The organism is Couchioplanes caeruleus (assembly GCF_023499255.1).
GTDB classification, from domain to species: domain Bacteria; phylum Actinomycetota; class Actinomycetes; order Mycobacteriales; family Micromonosporaceae; genus Actinoplanes; species Actinoplanes caeruleus_A.
Genome location: NZ_CP092183.1, coordinates 2,810,242 through 2,832,842, shown reverse-complemented (window position 1 = coordinate 2,832,842; position 22,601 = coordinate 2,810,242). Strand labels below are relative to the sequence as shown.

General features: G+C 74.1%; 22 protein-coding genes. 4 read left to right on the top strand and 18 right to left on the bottom strand.

All coding sequences use genetic code 11. The annotated features are described in order from the left end of the window. Window positions 1-154 precede the first annotated feature (154 nt). Window positions 155-1,183: an Lrp/AsnC family transcriptional regulator gene (locus COUCH_RS13260; RefSeq protein ID WP_249612383.1), complete on the top strand. Its 1,029-nt coding sequence runs from the start codon at window positions 155-157 to the stop codon at window positions 1,181-1,183. Here COUCH_RS13260 and COUCH_RS13255 read toward each other — a convergent pair. The 6 genes from COUCH_RS13255 to COUCH_RS13230 form a co-directional block, all read right to left on the bottom strand. Beyond that, complete coding sequence (locus tag COUCH_RS13255; protein ID WP_249612382.1) at window positions 1,142-2,677, bottom strand: MFS transporter; 1,536 nt, start codon at window positions 2,675-2,677, stop codon at window positions 1,142-1,144. The genes COUCH_RS13260 and COUCH_RS13255 overlap by 42 nt on opposite strands. An 88-nt stretch (window positions 2,678-2,765) precedes the next feature. Next, entirely contained in the window at window positions 2,766-3,491 is a 726-nt protein-coding gene (locus COUCH_RS13250) for a 2-phosphosulfolactate phosphatase (RefSeq protein ID WP_249612381.1), read from the bottom strand. After that, window positions 3,488-4,453: a hypothetical protein gene (locus COUCH_RS13245; protein ID WP_249612380.1), complete on the bottom strand. Its 966-nt coding sequence runs from the start codon at window positions 4,451-4,453 to the stop codon at window positions 3,488-3,490. The genes COUCH_RS13250 and COUCH_RS13245 overlap by 4 nt, the downstream gene beginning before the upstream one ends. Window positions 4,454-4,467: 14 nt before the next feature. Continuing rightward, a complete protein-coding gene (locus COUCH_RS13240; RefSeq protein ID WP_249612379.1) occupies window positions 4,468-4,839 on the bottom strand; it encodes a hypothetical protein in 372 nt (123 codons plus the stop codon). 71 nt (window positions 4,840-4,910) lie between these two features. Further along, complete coding sequence (locus COUCH_RS13235; RefSeq protein WP_249612378.1) at window positions 4,911-5,390, bottom strand: hemerythrin domain-containing protein; 480 nt, start codon at window positions 5,388-5,390, stop codon at window positions 4,911-4,913. A gap of 23 nt (window positions 5,391-5,413) precedes the next feature. Beyond that, window positions 5,414-6,619: an alanine racemase gene (locus COUCH_RS13230; protein ID WP_249612377.1), complete on the bottom strand. Its 1,206-nt coding sequence runs from the start codon at window positions 6,617-6,619 to the stop codon at window positions 5,414-5,416. A 33-nt stretch (window positions 6,620-6,652) separates the two neighbouring features. Here COUCH_RS13230 and COUCH_RS13225 point away from each other — a divergent pair, with 33 nt between their 5' ends. After that, window positions 6,653-7,867: an amidohydrolase/deacetylase family metallohydrolase gene (locus COUCH_RS13225; RefSeq protein ID WP_249612376.1), complete on the top strand. Its 1,215-nt coding sequence runs from the start codon at window positions 6,653-6,655 to the stop codon at window positions 7,865-7,867. A gap of 9 nt (window positions 7,868-7,876) precedes the next feature. After that, window positions 7,877-8,257 (top strand): RidA family protein, encoded by a 381-nt coding sequence (locus tag COUCH_RS13220; RefSeq protein ID WP_249612374.1) that lies wholly within the window; start codon window positions 7,877-7,879, stop codon window positions 8,255-8,257. Here the strand turns inward: COUCH_RS13220 and COUCH_RS13215 are convergent. The 5 genes from COUCH_RS13215 to COUCH_RS13195 all read right to left on the bottom strand — a co-directional run bounded on the left by COUCH_RS13215 (window position 8,242) and on the right by COUCH_RS13195 (window position 11,870). Next, on the bottom strand, window positions 8,242-8,964 hold the full coding sequence (locus COUCH_RS13215; protein ID WP_249612372.1) for an urease accessory protein UreD: 723 nt from the start codon (window positions 8,962-8,964) through the stop codon (window positions 8,242-8,244). The genes COUCH_RS13220 and COUCH_RS13215 overlap by 16 nt on opposite strands. A 13-nt stretch (window positions 8,965-8,977) precedes the next feature. Further along, window positions 8,978-9,343 carry a GTP-binding protein gene (locus COUCH_RS13210; RefSeq protein ID WP_430640928.1) on the bottom strand — a complete coding sequence of 122 codons (366 nt, stop codon included), beginning with the start codon at window positions 9,341-9,343 and terminating at the stop codon, window positions 8,978-8,980. A gap of 132 nt (window positions 9,344-9,475) precedes the next feature. Then, window positions 9,476-11,194, bottom strand: coding sequence for an urease subunit alpha (locus COUCH_RS13205; protein WP_249612370.1), 1,719 nt, complete (start codon window positions 11,192-11,194; stop codon window positions 9,476-9,478). After that, window positions 11,191-11,571, bottom strand: a complete 381-nt coding sequence (locus COUCH_RS13200) for an urease subunit beta (RefSeq protein WP_249612369.1) — start codon at window positions 11,569-11,571, stop codon at window positions 11,191-11,193. Before COUCH_RS13200 ends, COUCH_RS13205 begins: the two co-directional genes overlap by 4 nt. After that, window positions 11,568-11,870 (bottom strand): urease subunit gamma, encoded by a 303-nt coding sequence (locus COUCH_RS13195; protein ID WP_199513552.1) that lies wholly within the window; start codon window positions 11,868-11,870, stop codon window positions 11,568-11,570. Before COUCH_RS13195 ends, COUCH_RS13200 begins: the two co-directional genes overlap by 4 nt. Before the next feature lie 122 nt (window positions 11,871-11,992). Between COUCH_RS13195 and COUCH_RS13190 the strand changes: the two genes are divergently transcribed. Beyond that, window positions 11,993-12,349, top strand: a complete 357-nt coding sequence (locus COUCH_RS13190) for a hypothetical protein (RefSeq protein WP_249612368.1) — start codon at window positions 11,993-11,995, stop codon at window positions 12,347-12,349. Window positions 12,350-12,361: 12 nt separating this feature from the next. Here COUCH_RS13190 and COUCH_RS13185 read toward each other — a convergent pair whose 3' ends face one another. The 7 genes from COUCH_RS13185 to COUCH_RS13150 form a co-directional block, all read right to left on the bottom strand. Beyond that, window positions 12,362-12,568: a hypothetical protein gene (locus COUCH_RS13185; protein ID WP_249612366.1), complete on the bottom strand. Its 207-nt coding sequence runs from the start codon at window positions 12,566-12,568 to the stop codon at window positions 12,362-12,364. Between the two features lie 129 nt (window positions 12,569-12,697). Then, window positions 12,698-13,972 carry a hypothetical protein gene (locus COUCH_RS13180; RefSeq protein WP_249612365.1) on the bottom strand — a complete coding sequence of 425 codons (1,275 nt, stop codon included), beginning with the start codon at window positions 13,970-13,972 and terminating at the stop codon, window positions 12,698-12,700. Between the two features lie 136 nt (window positions 13,973-14,108). Next, complete coding sequence (locus COUCH_RS13175) at window positions 14,109-15,011, bottom strand: sigma-70 family RNA polymerase sigma factor (RefSeq protein ID WP_199513554.1); 903 nt, start codon at window positions 15,009-15,011, stop codon at window positions 14,109-14,111. Between the two features lie 652 nt (window positions 15,012-15,663). Then, a complete protein-coding gene (locus tag COUCH_RS13170) occupies window positions 15,664-15,921 on the bottom strand; it encodes a hypothetical protein (protein WP_249612364.1) in 258 nt (85 codons plus the stop codon). Between the two features lie 310 nt (window positions 15,922-16,231). Beyond that, the gene (locus COUCH_RS39160; protein WP_430640927.1) at window positions 16,232-18,562 is read right to left on the bottom strand and encodes a protein kinase domain-containing protein; all 2,331 of its coding nucleotides are present in this window, start codon (window positions 18,560-18,562) and stop codon (window positions 16,232-16,234) included. Between the two features lie 480 nt (window positions 18,563-19,042). After that, window positions 19,043-21,781, bottom strand: coding sequence for a cyanophycin synthetase (cphA, locus tag COUCH_RS13155; RefSeq protein ID WP_249612363.1), 2,739 nt, complete (start codon window positions 21,779-21,781; stop codon window positions 19,043-19,045). Beyond that, complete coding sequence (locus COUCH_RS13150) at window positions 21,778-22,590, bottom strand: cyanophycinase (protein WP_249612362.1); 813 nt, start codon at window positions 22,588-22,590, stop codon at window positions 21,778-21,780. Before COUCH_RS13150 ends, cphA begins: the two co-directional genes overlap by 4 nt. Window positions 22,591-22,601: the final 11 nt, after the last annotated feature.

Genomic DNA, 22,601 nt, shown 5'->3' with positions numbered 1-22,601 from the left:
CGGGTCGGGTCGCACGCCCGGCGAACGCGGGCGGCCGGGTCGCACGCCCGGCGAACGCGGGCCTGCATCGACCCTAGGGGCCCGGCCCGGCGCCGCCCATCCCCCGAAAGGGACATCACCTCACACGGAGGACACGGGGGCTAGGATCCTGCGGATGAGCCCCCGCACCGGGACGGAAACCGTCGTCATCGACAAGCTCGATCGACAGATCCTCCACGGGCTGCAACTGTCGCCGCGGGTACCGTTCGCCCGGCTGGCCGCGGTGCTGGGCGTCTCGGAGCAGACCGTGGCCCGGCGGTACCAGCGGATGCGCACCCAGGGCGTGGTACGCGTCTTCGGAGCCGCGGACCCGTCCCGTACGCCGGGGGTCACGTCGTGGCTGGTCCGCATCGGCTGCCGGCCCGGAACCGCGGCGGGCCTGGCGGACGCGCTGGCCCGGCGTACGGACGCCGGCTGGGTCACGATCGACGCCGGCGGCGCCCAACTGACCTGCTCGGTGCGCATCTCCGAGGACCGGCGGGGCGTCCGCGAGGACCTCCTGCACCACCTGCCGCGCGCGGCCAACGTGCTGTCGGTGAGCGCGCACCAGGTGCTGCACCGGTTCGTCGGGCGCGGCGAGGCGGACTGGGTCGCGGCGGACGGCCAGCTCGATCTGGACCAGCGCCGCGACCTGCTGTCCCGCCCGGACGGCGAACCGGACGGCGGGGACGCCCGGCTCGAGGCCGCCGACCGGCCGCTGCTGATCGCGCTCGCGCACGACGGCCGGGCCAGCTATGCGGCCCTGGCCGACGCCACCGGCTGGACGCAGCGCAAGGTGGCGCTGCGCCTGGCCGCCCTGACCGCCTCCGGCGCGCTCTACTTCGACCTGGACGCCGCCGTGACGCTGCTCGGCTTCCGCACGATGGCCCACCTGTGGTTCACGGTCGCCCCGGCGGACCTGGCGGCGGTCGGCGCACAACTGGCCGACCACCGCCGGCTGGCGTGGGCCGCGGCGGTCACCGGCCCGGCCACGATCGTGGCGAACGCGCTGTGCCGGGACGCCGCCGAGCTGTACCGCTACCTGACGACCGAGGTGGCGGCGATCCCGCAGGTGCGCTCGTGCGAGACCGTACCGATCCACGACCGCGTCAAGCAGGCCGTGTCACTGGTGGACGGCGGCGTGCTCCGCGGGCCGGTCGTCTGAGCCGGCCGGCGCGGGCGTGTCGCGTACGAGCGCGAGCACCGCGACACCGCCCGCGAGGCCGACCGCCGCCGCGACGAGGTAGCCCGCGTCGAGCCCGGCCGCGGCGGCGCCGTGCAGCGCGGTGTCCACAGCGGACCGTGCGGCGCCGGGGACGGCGGCCAGGATCCGCCCGGCCTGGCCCGCGGCGAGCCCGTGTGCGGCGGCGGCCGGGTCGGGCACCCCCTGGTCGCTCAGGTGACTCTCGGCACGGGAGGCGAAGACCGTACCCAGCACGGCGATGCCGATCGCGAAGCCGAGCTGGCGGGCCGTGGTGACCGCACCCGCGGCCATGCCGGCGCGCTCCCGGGGCACCGCGGCCGCCGCGGACTGCGCCAGGGCCGGCATGACCAGGCCGACGCCCGCGCCGGTCACCGCGTACCCGGCGATCAGCGCCGGCCAGCTCGCGTCGGCGTCGATCATCAGCGCGCACAGGGCCGCGCCGGCGCCGATCAGCAGCATGCCGCCGCCGATGACGAGCCGCGGCGACCGGCCGTGCAGCTTCGCGCCCGCGACACCGGAGACGACCACGGACAGGACGGACATCGGCAGGCCCGTCAGCCCGGCCCGCAGCGGCGACAACCCGATCAGCGACTGCAGCCAGATCGACGTGTAGGTGAAGGCCGCGAACGCCGCGAAGTTCACCAGCAGCGCCGCCACGATGACCCCGGCGAAGGACCGGTTGCGCAGCAGTGACAGGTCGAGCATCGGGTCGGCACTGCGGCGCTCCACGAGAGCGAACGCGGCGAACCCGGACCCGCTGAGCACGAGCAGGCCCCAGGTCTGCGCCGACGACCAGCCCTCGGTGGTGGCGCGGATGACCGCGAGCGTGAGCGCCCCGGCGGCGACCGTGAACGTGAGCGTCCCGGCGACGTCGAAGCGGCCCCGGCGGGCGGTCTCACCGGGCCTCAGGACGCTCGCGCACAGCACGAGGGCGGCGATGCTGACCGGGAGGTTGACGAGGAAGATCCAGCGCCAGCTCAGCGCCTCGGTGAGCAGGCCGCCGAGGATCGGCCCGACCGCGGCGGCGGCACCGGAGACGCCGCCCCAGACGCCGTACGCGACGCCCCGCGCCCGCCCCTGGTACGCGGCGTTGATCAGCGCGAACGTGGTGGTGAACATGGCCGCCGCGCCGACGCCCTGCACCGCCCGGGCGGCGATGAGCACCTCGGTGCCGGATGCGAGGCCGCACGCCAGCGAGGCGAGCGCGAAGAGGAGCAGCCCGGCGGCGTAGAGGCGGCGGTGGCCGTGCCGGTCGCCGAGCGCGCCCGCGCCGAGCAGCAGCACGCCCAGCGAGAGGGCGTACCCGTCCACGACCCACTGCAGGCCGGTGAAGGATGTGTGCAGGTCGGTCGCCATCTGCGGCAGGGCGACGTTCACGATGGTGACGTCCACGAGCAGCATGAAGGTGCCGAGGCAGATGGTGACCAGCGGCCACCACGAGATCTTCCGTTCCATGCCCCACAAGGTCCGGCATTCGCCTCGTTATCCACCAGCCAATGGCGAAGTCACGTAAGAATCTTGCTTCTCTTGGCGGCTCGATGGGTCAATCCGCCACGTACCATCCGTCGCGGAGCACCGGAACCGCCACGCTCGCACCGAACTCCGCGGCTGTGTCCACGTCCTGCGGGAAACCCAGATCGTGCAGCTCACGGCCGCTGACACAGTCGCGCAGGGCCGCGCCCAGGCCGTCGGCCACCATCCGGTACGCGGCCAGCGCCGCCCCCGCCTCCGGGGCCGGATCGGCGGCTGTACCGCGTACGAGATGGTGGAGGAACGACCCCGCGCCCCACAGGTCCTCGACCGCCGGGCGCAACGACCCGTCCGGCCAGCGTTCCCCCGCCGCCACCACCGCGACCGTCCCGCCGTCGCCGACCCGGTCGCGCACCCACGACGCGACCGCGGGCGCGTTGCGCAGCGAGACCCCGACGACCGTCGCGCCGCCGGTGGCGAGCCGCGCGGAGATGGTCGCGCCGTTCGGCGACGGCAGCACGAGCCGCCGCACACCGGAGCTCCGCGCGACAGTCGAAGGCGAGAGGCTGATCTGGCCGGGACCGGCGGCGCGGCGGCCCACCGCGAGGACCGCGTCGTGCCGGCGGGCGAAGGGTTCCGCGGTCCCGTCCCGCCACGGGTACGGCCGGACGGCGATCCCCCGGTCGGCGGCCACGGTCAGCGTCGTGGTGAACGACAGCACGTCGACGACGGCGACCACCGATGCACCGGCACCGACCGCGTCCGCACCGGCCGGTCCCCACTCGAACAGGACTCTCATTCCGCCAACTGTTCCAGCGCGGCCCGTACCGCGCGGTACCGCTCCGCCTGCCGGCCGCCCTCCGGTGGATCGCCCAGCGCCAGCACGCCGTGGGTGATGCCGTACGTGAGCCGGTAGAGCAGCACCTGGGTCGCCACGTCCCGCCACTGCCCGCCGCGGGCCGCGCTCGGCCGGTGCCCCAGCTCGGTGATCGTGAACCAGGCCGGGAACAGCGCGTGCGTCTCGACCGCGGCGTCGACGCGGCCCCGCAGGTGCGCGGCCAGCTCCAGCATCGCGCCCGCCCCGCGATGGGCGCTGTACTGCTCCTGCAGCCGCCCGTCCAGGTCGAGCGCCGTCCACGCCGCGGCCGCCTCGGCCGCGCGGGCGGTCAGCTCCGCGTCGCGCGCCCGCCATCGTCCACGATGGATCCGGTACGCGGCGGCCGCCCGCCGGAAGGACCGCCGGCCCACCCGGGCGCGAGCCAGGGCACGGCTGGCGCCGAGAGCGCGGCCGCGGCTCTCCGCGATGAGACGTTCCAGCTCCGTGTACGCGTCCAGCGCCGCCCGATGAGCCGCCCGGGTGGCCTCACCGAGCATGCCGGACCGGATCTCCTCCGCCTCCCGCACCTCGGCGACCAGACCCTCCAGATCGGACGGCAGCGTCTCCAGGTCCACGGGCTGCACCCCGTGCTCCATCCGCAGCCGGCCCTCGATGAGCTGCACCTCCCCGGTGAGCCGGGCGATGGCCTGCCGCGCCGACCGCAACCCGCCGTCGGTCTCCCGCCGCAGCTCGTCGTGCGCCTCGCCGGCCCGGCTCAGCCGCGCGTCGGTCTCGTCGAGACGCACCCGCAGCTCCTCGGCCCGCTCCTCCGCGGCCCGGGCCACCCGCTCCACGTCGTCGGCGAGCTGGGACCGCAGCATCGCCAGCTTGCGCACGAAGTCGGCCCGCAGCGCCTCGGCAACCCGGGCCAGATCGGTCTGCACCCCCACCCCGCCGCTCACGCGAGCGCCGCGCTCTCGAACGGCCGGGCCCGCGCGGCGGCGGGCGCGGGCGGGGCGGGCACGCGCCGAGCGGTCAGCCACAGCACGCCGGCGGCGGCTCCGGTCACGGCCGCCGCGGCCAGCCAGAGGCTCGGCGCCACCTCCGCGGCGACCAGCACCACCGGGACGAACGCGGCAACCGCCAGCACGTACGCGACGACCCGCCGCCGCGAAGCCGCCCGGGCGCGGGCCCGGTCGAGCTCACGCAGGAGATCGTCGGCGGCGTCGAAGACCCGCAGCTCCAGATCGTCGTACCGCTCCGAGCCGGGGTCCTCCCGCTCGAGAATCTCGTGCCGGGACGCCAGCTCCCGCTGTCGGACGACAAGCACATGACGACGGTCAGCAGCACCCACGCGAACTCCCCAAAGCCCCGCAGAGCGGTGGAAAACCCCACCACGGGTCAGCGTACGGGTTCGTCCAGGCCGGTCAATCCCACGGAAGGGTCCACGGCGTTCAGCACCTCCACCAGCCGTTTCTCCTCGCCGATGAAGTGCGTCTCGAGCACCGCCGCGAGCCCGTCGAGCTCCATGCGCAGCTCGTCGCGGCCGGCTTCCGTCGGGGCCGCGCCGAGCCGGCCGGACAGGGCGGTGAGCCGGGTGAGCAGGCCCGCGATGATCCGGTGGTCACGGTCCAGCTCGGCCAGGAAGGATCGCAGCTGCGGGTGCCGCGCGGCCAGCACGGGGAAGACAGTCTCATCCTCGCCGGTGTGGTGGCGGGTCACGGCGGAGCACAGGGTCCGGCAGTGGACGGCCAGCTCCCGGTCGGGGACGGACCCGTCGCGCAGGTCGTCGAGGTGGCCGAGCAGGCGGTGGTGCACGGCGATGAGCTGGTGACCGTACGCGGTGAAGCGGGCGTACTCGTCGGATGCGGCGTGAGTCATGGGATCGCCAGGATCCCATGTGGTCAGAAGTACGTGTGGAGCACGTCCACCACCACGTCGTCGTCGTCCGCGACCGGGATGAAGCGCCACTTGTCGAAGGCCGTGCACGGGTGGGACAGCCCGAACCGTACGAGGTCGCCGACGGCCGGCCCGCTGCCGCGCACGTACGTGTGGTGGTCGTTCATCTTGACCACCTCGCCGGCGTCCGTGACCGGCAGGCCCTCGTCGAACGGTGCGTCGCGCTTGCCCATGCCGACGATCGCGAGGCCCGGCTCCGGCACGGACAGGACCTGCGCGTACATCTCGAGGGCCGCCGTCAGCGACCCCTCGCCCGGCTCGCGGTTGAAGGGCGTGCGCTCGCGGTAGAAGCCGTCGTCGTGGGTGACGGAGGCGCCGCTGCGAAGGACCGCGTGCACGGTGTGGCCGTCGAGCCACTGGCCCTCGAGCGCCTTGACGACGCGGTCGAACCACGCGCTGCCGCCGGCCGAGACGATCACCTCGTCGGGCAGCAGGTCCGCGATGGCGTGGACCGCCTCGACCTGCGCCGCGAGGAACGCGTCGACCTCGTCGGCCGTGGCCAGGCCGCCCTCGTACGCGGTCAGCCCGGCGAGCGTCACGCCGGGCGCGTCGGCGGCGGCCCGGGCCACGGACACGACCTCGTCGACGGTGCGGCAGCCCGTGCGCCCGCCCGCGTGGCCGAGCTCGACGAGCAGCGGCAGCCCACCGGCGGCCGCCGCGGCCTCGACGCCGGCGATCGAGTCGGTCTGCGCGTACACCTGCCAGCCCTGCGCCGACTGCGCGCAGAGCCAGCCCAGCGCCGCCGGGTCGAGCACCTCGTTGGCGATCAGCACCCGCGGCACGCCCAGCCGCCGCAGCACCAGCGCCTGGTTGGCGGTCGCCACGGTCATCGCCCACGCGCCGGCCGTGAGCTGCGCCTGCAGGAGAGTGGGCGCCATGGAGGTCTTGGCGTGCGGGGCGAACGAGAAGCCGTGCCGCCGCGCGTACGCCGCCATCGTCGCGATGTTCGCGCGTACCGCCGAATCCCGGACGACCAGCAGCGGCCAGGTGAAGGATCCGTCGAACAGCGAGTGCCGGGCCGCGGCGAAGGCGCGGGCCGGCACCGAGCCCTCGGGCAGCCAGAAGCCCTTGGCCCGCCAGTCCAGCAGCTCGTCGGGGATGTCGAGGGTCACCGGGGGTCCTCCCTTGACCTCGGGAACACGGTCACGCATGGTGTGGAAGCTACTACGGATGGGCGGCCGCGCATGATCAATGACCTGGTCCTGGCCGGCGGCGAGGTGCACGGGACCGGCCGCGCGGACGTCGCCGTGCACGAGGGCCGGATCGCGGCTGTCGGCCCGGGACTCACCGGGGCCGTGGTGCACGACGTGTCCGGGTGCCTGATCACCCCCGGCCTCATCGACCTGCACACCCACGTCGGGCCCGGCTACTGGGGCATCGAGCCGGATCCGGTCGCGTGGCGCACCGGCGTCACCACGTGGGTCGACGCGGGGTCGGCCGGGGCGTACACGCTCGCCGGGCTGCGCCGCGTCATGTCCGATGTGGACGTACGCGTGCCCGCGCTGCTCAACATCTCGGCCGTGGGGCTCGCCGGGCGGACCGGGGAGAGCCGTGATCCGGCGAACTGCGACGTCGAGCTGGCCGTCGAGACGATCCGCACGCATCGCGATCTCATCCGCGGCGTGAAGGTCCGCATCGACCACGAGACGGTCGGCGCCAACGGCGTGGAACCCCTGCGGCGCGGCCTCGCTGCCGCTGAGGCCTGCGGCGTGCCGGTCATGGTCCACATAGGTACGGCGCCACCCGCCCTCGACGAGATCCTCGCCATCATGCGTCAGGGCGACATCGTGACGCACTGTGCCAGCGGATTCGCGGAGCCGCTCGGTGCGGCGGCGCGGCGGGCGTACGAGCGGGGTGTGCTGTTCGACGTGGGGCACGGCTCGGGCGGGTTCGCGTTCGACGTGGCCGAGGCGCAGATCGGTACGGGTCTGCGGCCGTACACGATCTCCACGGATCTGCACGCCCGCTCGGTGCACGGCCCGGTCTTCGATCTGCCCACGACGATGGCGAAGCTCGTCGCCGCGGGGCTGACCCTCGACGAGGTGATCGCGGCGGTGACGGTGCACCCGGCGCGGGCCCTGGGGCTGACCGGCGGCACCCTCGGCGTCGGCGCACCGGCGGACATCGCCGTGTGGAAGGTCGAGGAGGGCCGGTTCGAGGTGGTCGACGCGCACCGGCAGGTGCGCCACTCGCCGCTGCGGCTGAGAAACCGGGCCACGTACGTCGGCGGCCGGCTCCTGCCACCCCGCCTCCCGGCCCCGCCGGCGCCGTGGGTGCCGCTCACCGACGCGCAGCGGGCGGCCCTGGCCCGCCGTGACGAGGATCTCCGGAACCTGCTGGCGGTGCCGCTGGTGGGCGCGGAAGGCTTGGCCGAGCAGTTCCCGAGACCACGACCGTAGGAGTTGGCGATGCCCAAGCGCGCGATCACGACCGACAAGGCGGCCCCGGCCGGCGGCCCGTACTCCCAGGCGGTCGTCGCCGGCGACACCGTCTACCTGGCCGGCGCGGTTCCCGCGCTGCCGGACGGCACGTGGGTGACCGGCAGCTTCGCCGAGCAGGCCCACGCCGCGTTCCGCAACCTCGCGGCGGTGGCGGAGGCGGCCGGCGCGAGCCTCGACCAGGCCGTGCGCGTCGGCGTCTACCTGCGCGACTTCGCCGACTTCGCCGAGCTGAACGAGATCTACGCCCAATACGTCAAGGGCGACGATCTCCCGGTACGCACGACGCTGCCGGTGCCGCTGGTCGGCTTCGACATCGAGCTCGACGCCATCCTCTACACCGGCGCGTAGCCACCGACCGGGTCCAGGGCGGCCCGCACGTCCCGGATGTCCCGGCCCACCGCGGTGGCCAGCAACCCGGGGCCGGCCAGCGGCATCAGCATCGCGTCGCCGGCGAGCGGGGCCGGGGGCGGCAGCGACGGTCCCACCAGCACCAGCGTGCCGACCGCCCCGCCGCCGCCCAGCACCGCCGCACCCGACCACCCGGGCGCGCCGGGGCCGACTGCCAGCTCGTGACGGTGGAAGGTGCTCCCGGCGTACCGGATGGTCACGTCCGCACGCACGTCGCCGGGCTCCTCGGCGTGCCGGCCGCAGACCAGGTCGTCGCGCCACACCAGGCTGCCGCCCTCGGCGACCGTCACGTCGGTGATCGCGAGATGGTGGCAGCCCGCGGCGGCGATGAGCGGCTCGGGCGACCACCGCAGCGCTCCCCCGGCCGCCACCGCGGCCGTGACCACGAGCCGGGACGGTGGCAGCCCGGGCCGGCCGGGCAGGGCGAGCTGGGCGGCGACGCTGTGCACCGACAGCCGTGCGCCCGGGCCGACCTCGACGGACAGCCGCAGATCATCGACGCGCAGCGGTCCGGCCGCACCGCCGACGAGGTGGACGGCGTGCGGGCCGGTACGCCGTACCAGCAGCGGTGACTCGCCGCGCAGCACCGCGAGCCGGGTGCCGCCGCGCCCGTCCGCCTCGGCGACGATCGCCGCCGTGGCACGCATCAGCACACCCGGGTCACGCCGGCATCCGGGCCGCGACGAGCCCCCGGATCCACTCCGCGACGGGTGTCGCCGCGCGGTCCTCGGTCAGCGACAGGAACACCGTGGGCAGGTCGCCGCGGCGGGCCCGGGCGTCCCGGTCCATCACGGACAGGTCCGCGCCGACCAGGGGTGCGAGGTCGGTCTTGTTGATGACCAGCAGGTCCGCCGCGGTGACGCCGGGGCCACCCTTGCGGGGCACCTTGTCGCCGCCGGCCACGTCGACCACGAAGATCTGCCGGTCGACGAGGACCCGCGTCGAGGTCGGGCCATCGGCCGGGTCGCGCACACGCTGCGGCGGCGAAGGCGGCGGCGACCAGACCCGCGGTGAACAGCCGGCCACGCAGGAATTCGCCGACGTCCTCGACGGTGCGTACCCGGCCCGAGGAGACCGCCGCCTCCAGGCCGCCCGAGTGGGCGTGGCCGCCCGCGGGCAGCCGCCCGTCGGCGAGCACGAGCAGCGTCGCGAGGCTCATCAGAACAGGTGGTAGCGCTGGGCCATGGGCAGCTCGGACACCGGGTCGGGCTCGACGACCTCGCCGTCGATGCGCACGGTGAACGTGTCCGGCTCGACCTCGATGCGGGGCAGGGCGTCGTTGAGCGGCAGGTCCGCCTTGCCCACCGACCGGGTGCCGGCCACCGGCACCAGCGCCCGCTTGACGCCGATCCGGTCACCCAGCAGCGCGTCGATAGCCGCCGGGGCCACGAAGGCCAGCGACGTGGCCGCCGGGACCACCCCGTACGCGCCGAACATCGGGCGGGGCAGCACCGGCTGCGGCGTGGGGATCGAGGCGTTGGCGTCGCCCATCTGCGCCGACGCGATCATGCCGCCCTTGAGCACCAGCGCCGGCCGTACGCCGAAGAAGGCGGGATCCCACAGCACGAGGTCGGCGAGCTTGCCGGGCTCCACCGAGCCGACCTGCTCCGCCATGCCGTGCGCGACCGCCGGGTTGATCGTGTATTTGGCGACGTAGCGCCGGGCCCGCAGGTTGTCGGCGGCGCCGTCGCCGGGCAGCGCACCCCGGCGGGCCTTCATCACGTGGGCGGTCTGCCACGTCCGCATGACGACCTCACCGACGCGCCCCATGGCCTGCGAGTCCGAGCCGATCATCGAGATCGCGCCGAGGTCGTGCAGCAGGTCCTCGGCGGCCATGGTGGACGGCCGGATGCGGCTCTCGGCGAACGCGAGGTCCTCGGGCACCGCGGAATTCAGGTGGTGGCAGACCATCAGCATGTCGAGGTGCTCGCTGAGGGTGTTGCGGGTGTACGGCCGGGTCGGGTTCGTCGACGACGGCAGCACGTTCGGGTGCGAGGCGACCGTGATGATGTCCGGCGCATGCCCGCCCCCGGCGCCCTCGGTGTGGTACGCGTGGATCGACCGTCCGGCGATGGCGCGTACGGTCTCCTCGACGAAGCCGGCCTCGTTCAGCGTGTCGGTGTGGATGGCCACCTGCACGCCGGACGCGTCGGCGACCTTGAGCGCGGCGTCGATCACGGCCGGCGTGGTGCCCCAGTCCTCGTGCAGCTTGAAGCCGCCCGCGCCGCCGCGCAGCTGCTCCCAGAGCGACTCCTCGGACATCGTGTTGCCCTTGCCGAGCAGCAGCACGTTGATCGGCCACCGGTCCAGCGCCTCCAGCATCCGCGCGAGATGCCAGGAGTTCGGCGTGACGGTGGTCGCCTTGGTGCCCTCGGCCGGGCCGGTGCCACCGCCGATGATCGTGGTGATGCCGCTCGCGAGCGCGGTGTCCAGGACGGTCGGGCTGATCAGGTGCACGTGGCTGTCGATGGCGCCGGCGGTGAGGATCTTGCCGTTGCCGGCGATCACCTCGGTGCCGGGCCCGATCACCAGGCCGGGGTGCACACCGTCCATCGTGTCCGGGTTGCCGGCCTTGCCCAGGGCGACGATGCGGCCGTCCCGGATGCCGACGTCGGCCTTGACGATCCCCCAGTGGTCCAGCACGACCGCGCCGGTGATGACGGTGTCGGGCGCACCCTCGGCGCGGGTCGCCCGGGACTGCCCCATCGACTCGCGGATGACCTTGCCGCCGCCGAAGACCACCTCGTCGCCGGGGACCGGTCCGGCGCTGCGGTCCTGCTCGACCTCGATCAGCAGGTTCGTGTCGGCCAGCCGGATCCGGTCGCCGGCGGTGGGGCCGTAGAGGGCGGCGTACCGGCCGCGGTCCAGCGCGGTCATCGGGCGCTCCCGTTCTCCGGCAGGTCCTCGTCCAGGGCGCCGGCGGGCTCGATGTCCTCGCGGGGCGACGGGTCGAGCGGGCCGCCGGCGAGCCCGCGCAGGCCCGGCACGATCCGGGCGCCGCCGAGCCGGACGAGCCGGACGTCGCGCGGCATGCCGGGCTCGAAGCGCACCGACGTCCCGGCCGGTACGGCCAGCCGATGCCCCCACGCCGCGTCCCGGTCGAAGTCGAGCGCCGCGTTGGACTCGGCGAAGTGGTAGTGCGACCCGACCTGTACGGGCCGGTCGCCGGTGTTGCGGACGGTCAGCGTCACCACCGACCGGCCCGGATTGATCTCGATGTCCCCGTCGCCCGGCAGGATCTCGCCGGGGATCACGAGATGGGCCCGTGCACGGTGACGAGCTTGGTGCCGTCCGGGAACGTCGCTTCGACCTGCACCTCGGGGATCATCTCCGGTACGCCCTCCATGACGTCGTCACGGGTCAGCACCCGGCGCCCGGCGTCCATGAGCTCGGCGACCGTACGCCCGTCCCGCGCACCCTCCAGCAGGAACGCGGTGATGATCGCCGTCGCCTCGGGGTGGTTCAGGCGCAGCCCGCGCTCCCGCCGGCGCCGGGCGACGTCCGCCGCGACGTGGATGAGCAGCCGTTCCTGCTCGTGCTGGCTGAGGAACACCCGGACCTCCCTGACCTCGCGAAGCGATGCTCGCAGCTCCCCGTTTCGGACGTATTACCCATTGTCGAGGCACCTCAGGCCACGGGGCGGCGGCCACGCCGGGCGCGCTCTAAGCTGCGGGCATGCTCGAGGCCGGTACGCGCAGGCGCAAGCAGCCGCCGCCGCCCGCGGTGGTGTTCGCGGCCCTGATCGACCCGGCCGGGGACCCGGTCCGGCCGTGGCTGCACCTGCTCGACGATGAACACCCGCCGCAGATCCTGGAGGCCTCACCGGGCGTGGTGGTGTGGTCGTCGCTGTGGGAGCGGCGGCCCGACGCCCGGATCCGCTTCGACCTGGCCTCCGACGGCGCGGGCGGCACGCAGCTGCGCTGGACGCTGCACGTCGACGAGCCGTTTCCGGATCCGTCCCTGCTCGGGCATCTCCGCAAGCGGCTCAATCACCTGGTCAACGCCGAGCTGCGGGCGACCTTCGACCAGTGAGCCCGCCCCGTCTCATCGGAGCCGGGGCGGCGCCACCAGTCCGATGACGGCCACGGCGACCAGCGCCAGGGCCGCCACCAGGGCGATCACCGGCAGGACCGCCGCGCCGCCGCGCACCAGCTGGATCACGGTGGTCACGGCCACCACCAGGCCGACGACGAGGTAGAGCGCGCTGCGGCCGCGAGACCTCGGAACGAACGTGAGCCGGCTCTCGCTCATGGGTGAACCCCCTCATGATTGTCGATACGGGGCAGGTCTCCCGTTACCGTACGGATCAAACATGAATCGGCCCATCTCGCTGCGGGTACCGGCCCAGTGACAGCCCGCCTTCCTTGCCGGGGCGGGAGGTCAGTTGACGACCGTGACGGTGAAGGCGTCGTAGTCGAGCAGCCGCTGGTCCCGGTAGAAGGTGTTCAGCCGGTTGGTGAACTCGGTGTAGTCGGTGGCCTCGACGTGCGAGCGGATGCAGTGTTCCGAGTAGTCCACCGTTCCGGCCGGGGAGTCGACGTACCACTCGCCGGTGCCCCGGGACTGCCGGGCGACGCCGTCCACGCAGTCGCTCGCCTGCAGGCCGAGCAGGTGGCCGTTCTCGTACGTCGACGCGAACGGGAAGATGTTGCAGGTGTCCTGGTAGACGCTGCCGTCCTTCACGTACGTGCCGTCGTTGCAGATGGCGTCGTAGCCGGCCTGCTGCGTGGTGGAGTCCATCAGGCGGTGCAGCGGGGTGCTGCTGCCCCAGCCGTCCGGGAAGTACAGCTGCAGGTACCAGAACGACTGCGTGCTGCGCGGATGGGCGGAGGCCGCCTTGCTCATGCCGAACGCGGGCACGACCGACGGCACGACGCACCCGGCGGACGGGCCGATGATGCGGTCGCAGCGGAACGTCCGCGCGCCGGAGTAGGTCTGCGCCGGGATGGCGTCACCCTGCGGGTCGGTCGCGGTCAGCGAGTACGTCTGCTTCCACTCGCCGCGCCCGAGCGGATTCACCGAGTACGTCGTCGTGCCGGAGACCGTCTGCCCGACGGTGACCGTCTGCGCGCCGGCGGGCGTGTTGCGGGTCGAGCAGTTGGTGCCGCAGGTGACCGTCCAGGTCAGGTCCATCGTGGTGAGCCGCCCGGTCGCCGCGGTGAGCGTGAGGTACCAGTTCTCCGACCAGGTCAGCCGCTGGGTCTGGAAGACCATGTCGGTGGCGATCTCGACGGTGGCGGTGCCGGTGACCGCGCCCGAGGCGTCGACGGTCTGCAGGTTGCGGTTGTAGCCGGCGAGGCAGAGCGACGCCCGGCTGTACCAGAAGGTGGACGGAGCCGAGTCCTTGCAGCTGACCGGTGCGGCGGCCGCGACCGCGGCGGACGACGGCGCGGTGCAGGCGACCTCCGTCCGCCCGGCCTTGAGGAAGCTGCGCGGATCGGCCTTGACCCTCGCGCAGTCCAGTGTGGACGAGGTGGCGACGACGTCCGAGGCGACGATGGTGGCGCGCGGGGCCGGCACGGTGGCCGGCAACGGCTTGCCGGCGACCGGCGACGGCGGGGCGGGAGCGGCGGCGGCCGGTGACACGCCGGCCGCGAGCGAGACGATGGTCAGAACGGCGGCCGCGGACACGGCCGGACGCAGGGTGAATGGCACGACGAACCCCCGTAGATCCGGTCCCCGGACGGGAACGGGGCGATCGTCGCATAGACGTTCGTAAACGCGCGACCCCGCTTCCGGCGTCGCCGGTCCGGCGGCCCCCCGGTGGTCCGGGAGGCCGTCCGGTGCCCGGTCAGGCCGCGAAAGCGATGGGTACGCCGTGACTGTCCGTCAACGCCAGCCGGGTGTGCAGGTTCCCCTGCTCGGCCACCCGCGCGAAGTACTCGCTGCGCCGGCGCTGGAGGCACCCCTTCCGCGTCCGCGGTCCCCCCGCCGCCACGGTCAGCAGCTCCGGGGCGAGCGAGCTGTTCAGCCCCTCGCGCAGCAGGCGCAACGCCTCCGTCCGCAGCTGCGAGATCCGCGACTCGGTGACACCCAGCTCGGCGGCGACCTCGCTGAGCGGCTGCTCCTGCAGGAACGACTGGGTGACCACCATCCGCAACCGCTCCGGCAACGCCTGGATCGCCTGGTGCAGGTAGCCCAGCCGTTCCCGCTTCAGCAGCAGGTCCTCGGGTCCCTCGGAGAGCTCCGGCACCATCTCCTCGGCCGCGCCGGTCGGGAAACCCTGAAGGCTGAGCAGGGCCGCCTTCTGCACGTCGTCCTCGACGGCCGCCAGCTCCGCCACCCCGATACCCAGCATCTCGGCGACCTCGGCCTCGGAGGGCGTACGCCCCAGCGCGGCCGTGAGCTCCTGGCGCGCCTGCGCGGTGCGGCGCGCCCGGGCCCGTACGGAACGGCTCGCCCAGTCCTGCCCGCGCAGCTCGTCGAGGAGCGCGCCGCGGATCCGCACGGCGGCGAACCGGTGGAACGGGATGCCCCGGGTCACGTCGAACGCGCGGGCGGCCCCGAGGAGCGCGGCGAACCCGGCGGACGACAGGTCGTCGGCGTGGACATGGCCGGGCACCCGGTTCAGCAGCTCCCGGACCAGATGGCCCACCATCGGCATGTGCTCGCGGACCAGGTCCTCGATGTCCCGCGCGGAGGGCGCGTCGTGGGTCGTGCCGATGGTGGCGGGGAGTTCGGTCGTGTCGGTCACGTAGTCCTCCTCGCTCGTACGGGGCCGGTGCGTGAACCGGCCCGATGAGGAGAACGTTGGTCGCCGACGGGTGCAGGGGCGGCCGAACTCGGTTGCTTTTATGGAGTTTTTTCGGAAAAAGGCTCAGGTCCGGCGCGGGTCGTCCGCGGAGGGCACGGCGCGAGGGCGGACGAGAGCCCGGCACCACAGCCTAGAGCGGCGGTACGCAGCGGCGTGGGTGATTGGACGGGCAGCGGGCGAAGGCCGGCACACCGCAAAGCGGCGCCGGCACGCGATCGGTCGACGCGCAGAGGCGGAGCGGCACGCCGGCCGCGGCGGCACGCACAAGCGAAGGCGGCACGCACAGGCCGAGGCGGCACGCCCAAGCCGAGGCGGCACGCACAGGCCGAGGCGGCACGCACAGGCCGAGGCGGCACGCACAAGGCGAGGCGGCGGCACGGTAAGACAGGGCGGCGCGCGAAAACGGGGAAGCGCGCGAAGGCCGGTCGGCGTGCAGGGTCGGGGATCCGTGCAAGGCCGGCCTGGTCAGAAGCTGTCCGGAGGTGACCAGAAGACGAAGGGGGCCGCGGACCGCGGCGAGGGCCGGATGCTCACCCGCCGGCCGGCTTTCCCGGCCCGGAGGCCCGGCCGGGCGTCCTTGCGGTGGAGCGGCTCAGCTGGCGAAGTGCGGGCTGCGCTGGGCGGCCATGGCCGCGCCCAGCTCGCGGCGCACCCAGCTCATCCGGCGGACCGCCGATTCCGGGTGGTCGCCGAACTCCTCGGCCACCACGGCCGCGCAGCCGTCACTGCCGTGCCGCAGGATCATGGCCGTGACGGCCTCGGCGACCGTTTCGCGGCTCGGCTGCTCGGACGGCTGGAGGTGTGAGACGAACAGCGCCTCAGCCGCCAGGTCCCCCACGGTGCTCATCATGTCGGACTCCCCGATGTGCGACGACTTGCTCGAGGTCCAGCTAACGCTCGCGACGGTGCTGACCGGATCCGCTCAGGTTGCGAACCGGTATCAACCATCTTCCTCGCGGGCGTCCCGCCGGCCCGCAGGCACGCCGAGGGCTTCGTACCGTTTTCGGCTTCCGTGGCTCGGTCGCGCCGGCCCATACCCCACGGGCCGGGCGTTCGTCCGCGGAACGGATGTGCCTGCCGGGATCAATTGCGACTGTAACGCGCGACTGGGGCGGCCGACCGGCGTTTTTCCGGTCCACCGCCCCAGCACTGTGCGTCTGTTACCCGAACCCGCCCGGCGACTGAGGCTCTTCTTCGTCGCCGTTGTTGAACGACGGCGGAGGGGACGGATCCCGGCTCGGCGTCTCGGACGTGGCGGGCGTGGTCGCCGGCGTCGTGGTTTCCGGGGGGACGCCGGGGGCCGGTTCGTCGTCCGGGTTGCCGCCGGTGCCGCCCGTACCGGTGCCGCCGGTGGTTGTCGTCGCGATGGGCGTGCCCGGCGTCGTGGCGACGGGCTTGCTGGCGCCCGGGTCCGCGCTCTCGACCGGGACCGGCACGATGACGCCGCTCGGGTCGACGGAGGTGCCGGGCAGCGGGTTCTGCCGGTTCGGCACCGGGCCGAGGCGGACCTGGCCGTTGGTGAGGTGCTCGACCGGCCGCGACGGCTCGCCCGGCTTGGGCGACACGAACGTCTCGCAGGTCTGCCCGTCGAGCTGGAACACCATCGGCGCGGAGTTGCTGGCCTCGTAGCGGCCGGTGAACTGCATCGTCTGGGTGGCCTGCGGGTCGAGGGCCGTCTTCGCCTGGACGGTCACCGCCCGGTTCTGCTGGTCCAGGGCAAGCTTGCCGTTGCCGGAGACGACCTGGTCGCCCGGCATGAGGAACCAGAGCTTCCAGTTCTTGATCGCCTTGACGTCGCGGTTGGCGAGGGTGACCGCGGCCTTGAAGCGGCTGCCGTCGTCGGACCAGACGGCGTAGCTGACCACGCACTTGTTGGCGCCGACCAGCTGGGTGGGCTGCGGACCGACCCCGCTGACCACGACGTCGTCGGGCGCGTCGCCGGTGGTGAGGCTCAGCGCCCAGGCGCCGACGCCGACCATGAGCGCGCCCGCGCTGGCCATGAGCACGATGCGCCGGCGCCGGGTGGTGCCGCCGCGGCCGGGACCGGGTGCCGCCCCGGCCGGTGCCGCTCCGGGACGCTGGGGCGGCGGGGTGCCGCTGCCGGCACGCGCCGGGGCGGACGGGTCGGTGCGCGACGGGGGCCGCAGGGAAGGCGGCGCGCCGAACGCCGGGCGCAATGCCGGGCCGCTCGACCCCGCAGAAGCCTCGGGTGAGTGGTCGTCGCCCGGAACGGACGGCGAGAACGCGGCCGGGGCCGGGCCCGCGGGCGCGGGCGGTACCGGGCCGAAGCGGCTGTTGCGGCCACCGCGCTGCGGTGGGGCCATCGGTGCCGCTGGGGCGCTGTTGGCCCCGGGCTGGCCGGGGGTGCCCACGGCGGCCTCGACCTCGGCGACGGAAACGGGCTGCGCCGGCGCGCCGGGCGCGGGCGAGACCGGCGCGTCGCCGGCCAGGTCGGTGTCGGCGGCTGCCGCTGCGGCGGCCGGCGGAACGGCTGCCACTCCCCGGCCCGCACGGGCGGGCGCCGAGTCGGCGATCCGGGCGTGGCCGGGGCGGATCCGCCCGAGCCCGTCGGTGTCCCGGGCGGACGGCAGGATCGTGGTGTCCTCGCCGTTGTCGGCCCAGTCGGGCACGAAGGCGCGCGCGGACGGCACGCCGGCCGACACGGTGCCGAGGACGTGCGCGAGCTCGGCGCTGGACGGCCGGTCGGACGGCCTCTTCTCCAGGCACCGGGCGATCAGCGCGGACACCGCGCCGGGCAGGCCTTCGACCGGCGGCAGCGGCTCCGGCTCGGTGTACTGGTGGGCGCGCAGCAGGGCGGTCGTGGTGCCGACGTCCCAGGGCAGCTGGCCGATGAGCGTGCGGTAGATCAGCAGGCCGACCGCGTACACGTCGGTGGCCGGGCTGACCTGGCCGCCCTCGAGCCGCTCGGGCGCGAGGTAGGCCGGGGTGCCGAGCAGGCTGCCGTCCGGGTCGATGTCGTTCTCGCCGATGAGCGCCGAGATGCCGAAGTCCACGACCTTCGCGCCCGAGGGCGTGAGCATCACGTTGGCCGGGGTCACGTCGCGGTGCACGATGCCGCGGGCGTGTGCGGCGGCGAGCGCCGCGGAGACCTCCGAGGAGATGCGTACGGCCGCCGGCCAGGGCAGCCGGTGCACCCGGGCGAGCACGGCGGCGAGCGACTCGCCGTCGACCAGCTCCATCACGACGTACGGCACGGGCTCACCGTCGACGGTGGTCGCCTCGCCGTAGTCGTACACGTTGGTGATGTGCGGGTGGCTGAGCCGCGCCGCGGCCTGGGCCTCGGCCCGCAGCCGGCGCCGGAACGACGGGTCCGCGCTCGTCGACGGGGGCAGTACCTTGACCGCCACCTGCCGTCCGAGGACCTCGTCGAAGCCTCGCCACACCACTGACATCCCGCCGGCGCCGAGCCGCTCCACCAACCGGTAACGGTTGGCGAGCAAACTCGAACCGGGCAGGTCCGTCGTGCTCATGTGCCCCCACATGCGCGATCGGATGAAACACCGGAGCACACCGCCATGTGTCCTGGTGCCGGGGGCGGCATCGGCCCGCCGTTGGACCGAGCATCCCCCATCGACGGCGAGGATGTTAGCCCACGAGCGGCCTCCGTCTCGACTGTTCGACGGCGGGGATGACCTGCGGCTCGTCACCGTCCGTTTCGTACCGTGCGCCAGCGGTGCGCGGTGGCCTGTTTCGATGAAAAGCCTGGTCACGGGCACCCGGACGGCGGTACGGGTCGCTTCTCGCGGCTATTGCCCCATTCGTCGAAACTTGCGGGTATCCCCCCGGATACAACGCATCTACAAGGGATTCTGTACGGCCCGTCGCTCGACGATCACGCTGCGATCACATCGGACGCTTTACGAGATCGACTCACGTACGCAGCGTGTTGTGCTTGTCGCAGGGCAATGACCTGCGTCACCCCGCCCGATCGGATGAAAGTTCGACGACGATCATGCTTTGTTGGTCGCACTCACCGGAACGTGGGACAAAACGGCACGGTTCTGCCAGGCGGACAGGAGCGCCGGTGCCGGAGCGGGACCCGCCGGCACCGCGCCGAGTTCCTCCAGGTGCGCCAGCATCGGGGCGAGGCTCTCGTACATGACGAGGACGACGTCGCCCGGTGTGGCGAGGCGCAGCGCCTCCCCCACCGCCGCGCGGTAGCCGTCCGCCCGCACCGCGCGCAGGTTCGGGCGCCGTCCCCGCATCTCCCGCTCCACGAGGGCCGACACCTCGCCCGGCTCCCGGCCCCGCGGGTCCTCGTCGTCGTAGAGGACCGCGCGCGTGACGCCGTCGGCGATCACCTGGGCACAGGCGGCCAGCAGGTCGTCGCGGCGGTCGCCGGGCAGGGTCACCGCGGCGACGCAGCGGTCGCGGCCGTACAGGCGCTCGAGCGTACGCAGCACCTCGGCGAGCGCCGCCGGATTGTGGGCGTAGTCGACGAAGAGCGTGACCTCACCCAGGCGCAGCACCGTGCCGCGGCCGGGGTTGTGCACGCGCGGCTCGAAGTCGGCGAGCCGTTCGGTGACCGTGTCCGTCGAGGCGCCCAGGGCACGGGCGGCGGCGATCGCGGCGAGGGCGTTGACGGCCGCGTACGGCGCCGCGCCCCCGAACGTCCCGGGCACCTCGGACGCCCGCAGCAACGGCGTCCGCCGCGCCCCCGTGGCCTGCACCAGCCAGCCGTCCTGCAGCAGGTACGCCGTACCCCCCTGACCGAGGTGGGTGGCGACCACCGGTTGCCGCGCGTCCGTGCCGAACCACACGATGCGCTTGCGGTCCGCGCGTACCCGGGGACGGTCGGGCAGGCTGCGCACCCACGGGTCGTCGGCGTTGAGCACCAGCGTGCCGCCGTCCTTGACGCGTTCGGCGATGAGGGCCTTGACGTGCGCGATGTCCTCGATCGAGCCGAGGCCGTCCTGGCCGAGGTGGTCGGCGGTGATGTTGGTGATCACGCCGACGTCGGTCCAGTCGTAGCCGAGGCCGCGGCGCAGGATGCCCCCGCGCGCGGTCTCCAGCACGGCGGCCTGCACGCCGGGGTCGCCGAGGACCATCTGCGCCGAGCGGGGGCCGGTCGCGTCGCCGCGGTGCACCGTACGGCCGTCGATGCTGACGCCGTCGGTCGTGGTGAGCCCGACCCGCAACCCCTTGCCCGCCAGGATGTGCGCGGCCATCCGCGCGACCGACGTCTTGCCGTTCGTGCCGGTCACGGCGACGGTCGGGATGCGCCCGTCGGAGCCGCCGGGGAACATCGCCCGGACGATCGCGTCGCCCACGTCGCGGGAGCGCCCGTGCACCGGCGAGAGGTGCATGCGCAGGCCCGGTACGGCGTTCACCTCGATCACGCCGCCGGTGACGTCGTCGGGATCGCCGACCGGCGGTACGGGCGCCGCGATGTCGCCCAGGCGCAGGTCGATGCCGGCGATGTCGAGCCCGGCGACCGCGGCGACGCGCCGGCACATCCGGGCCACGTCCGGATGGATGCGGTCGGTGACGTCGTGGCCCGTGCCGCCCGTGGAGAGGTTGGCGTTGTCGCGCAACCACACCTGCCGGCCCGCCTCCGGGACGCTGTCCGCGGTGCAGCCCTGCCGCTGCAGCACCGTGGCGGCCGTGTCGTCCAGGTCGATGCGGGTCAGGACGCGGGAGTGCCCCGTACCGCGGCGCGGGTCGGCGTTGGTGCGCTCGACGAGCTGCGCGACCGTGCTCTCGCCGTCCCCGACGACGTGGGCGGCGATCCGCTCGGCCGCGGCGACGACCTCGCCGGCGACGATGAGCACCCGGTAGTCGCGCCCGGGCAGGTACCGCTCCACGACCACGTCCTCGCCCGCGGCCACGCAGGCGGCCTCCACCTCCTCGCCGGTCCGCAGGTTCAGCGCCACGTGCTCGCCCTGCCGGCCGTGCCGGGGCTTGACCACGACCGGAGCGCCGAGGTCGTCGAACAGCCGGACGGCCTCCTCCGCGCCGCGCGCCGCGCCGCCGGGCGCCACCGGGATGCCCGCGTCGGCGAGCAACCGCCGGGTGACCTGCTTGTCGCCGGCGATGTCGATGCCCACGCCGCTGGTCCGGTCGGTCATGGCGGCCCAGGCGAGCCGGCGCCGGGTGCCCCAGCCGAGGCGGAGCAGGCTCAGGTCGCCGTACCGTTCGACCGGGATGCCGCGGCGGCGGGCCGCGGCGATGATCGACCGGGTGCTGGGGCCGGTCGCCTCGCGCTCCGCGAGGTCGCCCAGCTCGGTGAGGCGCGCCCGCAGGTCCGCCGCGGACACCCGGGCGCCGGCGGCCACCGACGTGACCAGGTCGACCGCGGCGTCGAAGAGCCGGCCGGGCAGCCGGGAGCCGGGCGACTCGTCGACCGGGCACTCCACGATCAGGTCGTAGACCCCGGGCTCGGCGGTGGAGACCGTACGCCCGAAGCTGACGTCCCGCCCGATGCACTGCGACAGCTCCAGCATCACGTGCTCGGTGACGTGGCCGAAGTACGTGCCCCCGCGCATGCGGCTGACGAAGCCGCCCGGCGCCCCGGCGGCGCAGTGGTGCTCGGTGAGCCCCGGCAACGCCCGCAGGAGCCGCTCGGTGAAACCCGCGATGTCGCTGGTCTCCCGCCCGGCCAGCTCGTCGAGGCGCAGCCGGGCCACGACCGCGGGCCGGGACAGGTGGACGTTGGGGCCGCGCAGGTGGCGCAGGCTGAGGATCTTCATCGGACGTGTCCCCGTTCCCCGGCGACCGCCTCGACCGGGCGGCGTCCGGACAGTTCGAACCTGCTCCCGGCAGGCAGCACGTGCAGGCGCGCCCCGCTGAGCGCGATGGGCCCGTCGGCGGGGACCCGGATGTCGGTGGCGCAGCCGGCGTCGACGACGGTGACCGTCCCGGAGCCGAGCACCTCGAAGCGGTCGCCCTCGGCGAGGATCGCGGTGTCCTCGTCGATGCCCAGGCCGAGCTCGTGCGGGTACATGGCGACGGCGCTGAGCAGCCGGTTGAGCCGGCCCCGCTCGGCGAAGTGCATGTCGATGACCACGCCCGGCAGGAATTCCAGGCCCGGCCCGGTCCGCACGCTGGCCCGGGTGACGCCGGGGGCCGCGCCGCTGAGGATCATCGTGCCGGACATCATCGCCGCGCCCGCGCTGGTGCCGCCGAGCACGATCGTGCCGGCCTGCACGAGCGTCTGCAGGGCGGAGTCGGTGAGGGTGCCGCCGAGGACCGTGGTGATGCGCAGCTGGTCGCCGCCGGTGAAGAACACGCCGGTGGCCGCGGCGAGGGCCTGGATGACGGTGGCCTCGTTGGCCTGGGCGCGGGTGGTGATGCGCAGCCCACGGGCCTGGCGGGCGCCGAGCCGGGTGAACAGGGTGGCGTACTCGGCCTCGAGGACGGCGGGCTCGCCGCTGGCGGTGGCGATGACGATGATGTCGGCGGCGGGTCCGCCGGCCAGCTCCACGAAGCGGCGCAGGATGTCCAGGCCGCAGGCGCCGTGCCGCTCCGCGCCGCCGATGATCAGTAGCCGGGCCGCCACACCGCACCCCC

Coding starts and splice junctions, on each gene's coding strand:
- COUCH_RS13260 (WP_249612383.1), top strand. CDS start 155: ATGAGCCCCCGCACCGGGACGGAAACCGTCGTCATCGACAAGCTCGAT.
- COUCH_RS13255 (WP_249612382.1), bottom strand. CDS start 2,677: ATGGAACGGAAGATCTCGTGGTGGCCGCTGGTCACCATCTGCCTCGGC.
- COUCH_RS13250 (WP_249612381.1), bottom strand. CDS start 3,491: ATGAGAGTCCTGTTCGAGTGGGGACCGGCCGGTGCGGACGCGGTCGGT.
- COUCH_RS13235 (WP_249612378.1), bottom strand. CDS start 5,390: ATGACTCACGCCGCATCCGACGAGTACGCCCGCTTCACCGCGTACGGT.
- COUCH_RS13230 (WP_249612377.1), bottom strand. CDS start 6,619: ATGCGTGACCGTGTTCCCGAGGTCAAGGGAGGACCCCCGGTGACCCTC.
- COUCH_RS13225 (WP_249612376.1), top strand. CDS start 6,653: ATGATCAATGACCTGGTCCTGGCCGGCGGCGAGGTGCACGGGACCGGC.
- COUCH_RS13220 (WP_249612374.1), top strand. CDS start 7,877: ATGCCCAAGCGCGCGATCACGACCGACAAGGCGGCCCCGGCCGGCGGC.
- COUCH_RS13215 (WP_249612372.1), bottom strand. CDS start 8,964: ATGCGTGCCACGGCGGCGATCGTCGCCGAGGCGGACGGGCGCGGCGGC.
- COUCH_RS13205 (WP_249612370.1), bottom strand. CDS start 11,194: ATGACCGCGCTGGACCGCGGCCGGTACGCCGCCCTCTACGGCCCCACC.
- COUCH_RS13190 (WP_249612368.1), top strand. CDS start 11,993: ATGCTCGAGGCCGGTACGCGCAGGCGCAAGCAGCCGCCGCCGCCCGCG.
- COUCH_RS13185 (WP_249612366.1), bottom strand. CDS start 12,568: ATGAGCGAGAGCCGGCTCACGTTCGTTCCGAGGTCTCGCGGCCGCAGC.
- COUCH_RS13170 (WP_249612364.1), bottom strand. CDS start 15,921: ATGATGAGCACCGTGGGGGACCTGGCGGCTGAGGCGCTGTTCGTCTCA.
- COUCH_RS39160 (WP_430640927.1), bottom strand. CDS start 18,562: ATGAGCACGACGGACCTGCCCGGTTCGAGTTTGCTCGCCAACCGTTAC.
- cphA (WP_249612363.1), bottom strand. CDS start 21,781: ATGAAGATCCTCAGCCTGCGCCACCTGCGCGGCCCCAACGTCCACCTG.